Here is a 5,946-nt window from a genome sequence, read left to right as displayed (position 1 = left end):
TCTAGCGTTTTCGCTGGTGGCTTGCAAGGATTGACGACGGCGCTCGATTAAAGACTTGATTAATGCTTCTAATTCTTCGGGATCGAAAGGCTTGGATAAATAAGCATCACAACCGGCATTATAACCCTGAATGCGATCGCTCGTCATCCCCCTAGCAGTGAGAAAAACCACGGGAATTGTCTGAAAACGAGCATCTTCGCGCAATTTCTTCAGAAACTGATAGCCATCCACCTGCGGCATCATAATGTCGGAGATGACTAATTCAGGAATTTCTTGATTGAGTAAATCCCAGGCTTCGTTAGCATTACTAGCAGTTCTTACCTCGAAGTCATCCCCGTACTGTAGATATGCTTGCACAGATTCACGAACCCCCGGTTCGTCATCCACTAACAAAACTTTCGCAGGTGTGTCCATGAATTTCTCGCAGCGATCGAATATTGTCCGAATCCTATCTTATCAGCTAAGGAGATAGGAGTCAGTAATCAGGAGATAGGAGTCAGTAGTCAGGAGATTGCTTTTATTATTCTCCCATCTCCCCACTTCATAATTCATAATTCATACATTCATAATTCCCACTCCCCAGATCATCCTCAAGATAGTGACGGTGAGTTAAACTGGCAGGTAGAAGTAAAGAGTTACAAAAATCACCTAGATTATTTTAGAATCCTTTCACCATTCTTAACAAATCCCGTGACCATTCTCTGCTGGCTCGATCGCATTAGTGCTTCTGATCGCCCCCTGGTGGGGGAAAAAGCTTTTATTGCCAGTGAATTACACCAGCGAGGATACCCAATTATCGGGGGATTTGCCATTTTTAACCGCATTTTTGCGGAATTTTTGGAAACTATCAACAATGCTGACTCGTTTCTGACTGATTTTCCGCAATCTTCCCTCTATTTAGACGTAGATAACGCAAAAGCTCTGCAATTAGTCGCCAAAGAGAGTCGCCGCGCCATTTTACAAGCGGAAATTCCTCCTCTCTGGTTAGAAGAACTAGGGGCGGCCGTGGCACAATTATCCATGGATACCCTAGTATGGCGCTTTTCCCTGCCAGCTAATCTGGCTCGGCGAACTCTCGGTTTATTTTCCGCCCCAATCAGTGGAATTAAAGCAGATAATCTAGAAAATGCCCTAAAACAAGCTTGGGCGGAGTTATTCAACGCCAAAAGTCTATTTTATTGGCGAAAAATGGGAATTGGTTTAGAAAAAATTCAATTATCTTTACTGGTACAACCGTTATTACCAGCCAATTGTGCGGGAAATGTGTTGATTAATGACGATAACTGGCAAATTCAGGCAGTTTGGGGGTTAGGACACAGTTTAGTTAATGGAGAAGTGGCACCGGATACCTATATTATCGATCGCTCCGGTCAATTACGCAGTCGGCAATTAGGCAATAAATCCCGCGCTTATTATCTCAATAGTGACAGTAATCTGCTTGCGGCACAATTATTAGCACCCAGTTTACAGGAAGGCTACTGTTTAGATAATTTCGCCCTCGATCGCCTTTGTCAACTGGTTCAATCTCTACTGGCGGAAAAACCGACGTTAACCAGCATAGAATGGCTGATGATGCTGGATGGTCAAATTTATATTCTCAACTGTCACAGTCAGGAAATCACCCCTACTACCTCCAATTATCCCTTAAGAGGATTAGGGGCATCCCCAGGTTTGGCATCGGGAGTGGCAAAAGTGATCAGCAATTTCGACTCCCCAGAGGCAAATTTTCAGGATTGCATTCTGGTTACTACTAATTTACCTCCGAAAAAACTGCCCCATTTACGCCAAATTCGAGCAATGATCACGGAACAGGGGGGATTAACTAGCCATGGAGCCATTTTAGCCCGGGAATTAGCCATTCCTGCCATTGTCGGGGTGAAAAATGCCACGGAAATTATCCGCTCAGGCGAGATAATTTTAGTAGATGGTACGAGGGGAATTATTTCTCTAGCATCTCAGGAAGAGATTTCCTTACCCCCAGCACCCCCCAGAGAAACTGACGGCACGGCAATTGCTACCCGTTTGATGGTTAATCTCAGTCAAACTGAAAGTATTGCCGGAATCCGAGAACTGCCTATTGATGGGATCGGTTTATTGCGCTCAGAATGGATGATTCTAGAGTTACTTTCTCAGCGCAATCTAGAAGAATGGTTAACACCAGAGCATCAAGAAGCATTGATCGAGAGATTAAGTGATTTAATCGCACAATTTGCCCTTAGTATCCAGCCTAAGCCTTTATTTTACCGTTCTTTTGATGCTCAAGATTCGGCTAAAGACAGTCGGGGAACCCATGGTTATATATTAGATCCGACTCTATTCGATCTAGAATTGCAAGCTTTACGACGGGTACAAACCACCGGCGCCACCAATATTAATTTACTGCTTCCCTTTGTCCGCGGGGTTGAGGAATTTATTTTCTGCCGGCAACGGGTACAATCAGCTTTACTCACTCAAGTCCCTTCTTTCCAATTGGGGATAATGGTGGAAGTACCGGGGGTAATCTTTCAATTGAGGGATTATGTGCAAGCGGGCGTACAATTGATCGCTATTGGTACTAATGATTTAACTCAATTACTTTTAGGTAGCGATCGAGAACATTTCTCAGAATATTTTAACGCCCGTCATCCCGCAGTCAGGGCAGCTTTAAAACAAATTATTACTCAGGCAAAACTTTTACAGATTCCCTGTTCCGTTTGCGGCATGGCTATCGTCCAGTATCCCGAACTTATCGATGATCTGATTGCTTGGGGTGTGACTTCTCTTTCGGTGGATAGGGAGGCAGTTTTAGCCACTAGAGAGGCAATTGTTCGGGCAGAAAGAAGGTTTTTATTGGAAAATAGCAGATAACTTCCGAACTACCCCACTTCCCCACCTCCCCAATTCGTAATTCATAATTCATAATTCATAATTCATAATTCCCATTACCCCACTTCATAACGCATACTTTGTGCTTTTTGTCAAAAAAACTTTTTTTTTGCAATAAAACTACACAAAAAAAAGATCATCGTTGTGGGTAAAATTGACTCATTTACCTGTCTTAGTTAGGATTACCTTCTAGGTGTGGCAAGGGTTTCAACCGTTGCTGCCCAAAAAAGCATATAATGCCCCATTATGAAATTCAGTAAAATCGCTGTAACCAGCATAACATCGTTGTTAAATAAAAATCTTTCTCAATTAATTTTTAAGAATTTGTAAATATTGCGGAATGTTAATTTAAATATTCTCAAGTTTGTAGAGTCAATAGATAATTTTTGCTTATCTTTGACCAACATTGCGTTAGGAGTCAGTATTCAGGAGATAGGAGTCTCCGAGTCAGTATTCAGAAGTCGGGAGATAGGTTTTAGGTGTTGGGGTTTTGGGGTTTTGGGGTTTTGGGGTTTTAGTTCAATTTCCCCACTTCCCCCCGCAACGCGCACGAAGTGGTCTCCCCCAATTCATAATTCATAATTCATAATTCATAATTCCCACACCCCACACCCCACACCCCACACCCCACACCCTGTCCCCTAATGCCTAGAGAATTTCAATAATTCCTTGAGTGCCATCGAGACGAATTAATTGACCATCTTTTAACAATTTCATGGCATTATGCACATCCATAACCGCCGGAATTCCGTATTCTCTGGCAATAATAGCACCATGGGATAATTGTCCCCCCACCTCGGCAATAATGCCCACAGCCCGGGATAATAAAGGGGACCATCCTGAGTCAGTATAGGGAATAACGAGAATAGTATTAGGGGAAATTTCTAGATTTTGTAAGCTGGGCATAATTTTGACTCGTCCCTCCACTGTCCCCCCACTAGCGGCAATTCCCTGTAAGCGTTTTTTGGCAGTTAAATTTGAGACTAAAAATTCTTTTTTCGGGGGTTGTCCATAAACGATATAGGGAATATCGGTTAATTGGGAGTTTTCTTGGAATTGTTGGCGACGCTGACGGATAATTTGCTTAAGATTGGCGATTTTATTATTCTGACCTAACTGGATAACTTCTGAGTAATTTAGATAAAATATATCTCCCGTCTCCGATAATATTTGCTGCTGTAACCAGAGGGTTTCTAAAGCGAGAAAATGCCAGCGTAGGTGAGCTAAAAGACGGGAGTAAATTTCAGTAACTTGGTTTTTGATATTTAATCTTTTTTGGACATTGTGGGAAGATTTAACTTTTTTATGGCTATTATTGCCCGGACTATCTAAGGGTAGTTGTAGCAGATATTGGGGATTTTCTCGCCATCTCGGTATGGAAATATCGGTCCCCACTTCGCTTAAATAACCGTAGGTTTCTAACCAGAGGGAAAAAGCCGAGTCAAAATCTCGATTGATCGTATTTTTTCTCAGTTCAGATAGCGATCGCATCGAGGCTATTTCTGGTGCTTGGGAGTTATCCAATTTCTCAAAAGGTACTCGGGAAATACTGCGACGCAAGGCGAAGCTAAGAGGGGCAAGAATACTATAATAGGTAGCTTTTTTTAAGACGGTTAAAATCTCCTCAATTTGCTCTAAAATCTCCCCTGAAGATAAAGCTTCTGGGGAAGTAGCGTTAATTTTTTTGAGCGTCGGGATAAAATAGTTTTCTTGATCTTGGCTAAAGTCTTTTTCTAACTGTAATTCCCGTCCTAAAAGTTTTAATAAACCAGGGGAATTAGCCAAGGTTGCCGTTAAAGGTGGTTTGGTAAACTTTGCCCCTTTGGTCAGGAATTCTAAGCTTTCTGGAGGTAATCCCATGCGACGGAAAATTGTTCCTAACAAAGAAGCATTAAAATAGGCTCTTTGATAGTGTAAAGTCGCCGTTTCATTGAAGTCCAAATCGAGGGCTTTTTTGTCTAAAACTAACCGAAAAATATCTCCCCAAACTCCACAGGTTAAAGGACGATTAATTGACCAAGGCAAAGGACGAATCACACCGGGGATAACTTCAGCAGCGATTTTTCTTGTCCAAATTGGCTGTAAATTAGTGATAGGACGGCACTGTAATAACCATAATTTTTGTCCGTCATGAGTCCATTCTATATCTTGGGGAATGCCATGATCAAGGTTTTCTAATTGCCGACAAAGATTAGCTACCTGTTGAATAATAGCCGGGGGAATATCTCCCGCTCCGATAATGATATTTTCTTCTAAATTAACTCGATAACTTTCGGGGGTGATTCTTCCCGATACAACTCTGGTAGCATCTCCGGGTAAAGCTTCAATAACTACATCTAAACTGAGAGGATTAATCGGATCGCGACTGAAGGCAACCCCCGAAAAAACTCCTCGAATTTGTTCTTGAATTAACACAGCCATGGCCGTGTTTTCTTGACCTCGATCGAGTCGATAATTAACAGCATTAGGACTATTATAGGAGGTTTGGCAACTTAAAATCGCCGCCGCTAAATTTTCTCGATCAATGACGTTAAGAATTGTAGTATATTGTCCCGCAGATGAAGCGGTTTCACTATCTTCTCCAATAGCGGAAGATCGCACGACTAAGGGATGATTAATATCAGGATGAAGAGATTCTATTAAGGGTTGTGGATCATCTCCTGGTGGTAAAATCCAACCCCTAGGAATGGGATAACCGGCACGCTTAAGATCGGCTAAAGTGGCGGCCTTTTGTCCCACTTTTGAAGCTGCCAGATTGTCATCAAGAGTTTGGATCGATCGATCTCCACGAAAAAAACGAAACATAGTTTTTGATTCATTGTTAACACTTGCTTCAGGTAAGTCTAAATCGTCGGCGATTTTTTGAAAAATTGCCCCTAATAAACAGGCTAAAGCAATGGCAGTTATAATATAACCTGAATCGTGGGGACGGCGCAAGGTGAGAATTAAAGCTAATAAAAATAATCCTACCAATCTACCCGTAGATTTTTCTCGAAAAATAGTAAAGCTAATCCCACTAATGATTGAGGTGAGAAAAACAGCGACAAAATCGTGAACGATTAATCCCCAGAAAACATTAGT

Annotated in this window: 3 protein-coding genes; 1 reads left to right on the top strand and 2 read right to left on the bottom strand. The window is 42.0% G+C overall.

The window, feature by feature from the left end:
* A partial coding sequence (locus PX484_RS04480) for a response regulator (RefSeq protein WP_288102999.1) occupies positions 1 to 414 on the bottom strand: 414 nt, incomplete at its 3' end.
* A 276-nt stretch (positions 415 to 690) separates the two neighbouring features.
* Here PX484_RS04480 and PX484_RS04475 point away from each other — a divergent pair.
* Positions 691 to 2,847 (top strand): putative PEP-binding protein, encoded by a 2,157-nt coding sequence (locus tag PX484_RS04475; protein WP_287670088.1) that lies wholly within the window; start codon positions 691 to 693, stop codon positions 2,845 to 2,847.
* Positions 2,848 to 3,513: 666 nt separating this feature from the next.
* Here the strand turns inward: PX484_RS04475 and PX484_RS04470 are convergent.
* On the bottom strand, positions 3,514 to 5,946 hold a 2,433-nt coding region (locus PX484_RS04470), incomplete at its 5' end, for a PEP/pyruvate-binding domain-containing protein (RefSeq protein ID WP_288102998.1).

The organism is Microcystis sp. M49636_WE2, assembly GCF_030065375.1.
Classification (GTDB): domain Bacteria; phylum Cyanobacteriota; class Cyanobacteriia; order Cyanobacteriales; family Microcystaceae; genus Microcystis; species Microcystis aeruginosa_C.
The sequence above is the reverse complement of the archived record's forward strand: the minus strand, read 5'-3'. Positions and strand labels throughout refer to the sequence as shown.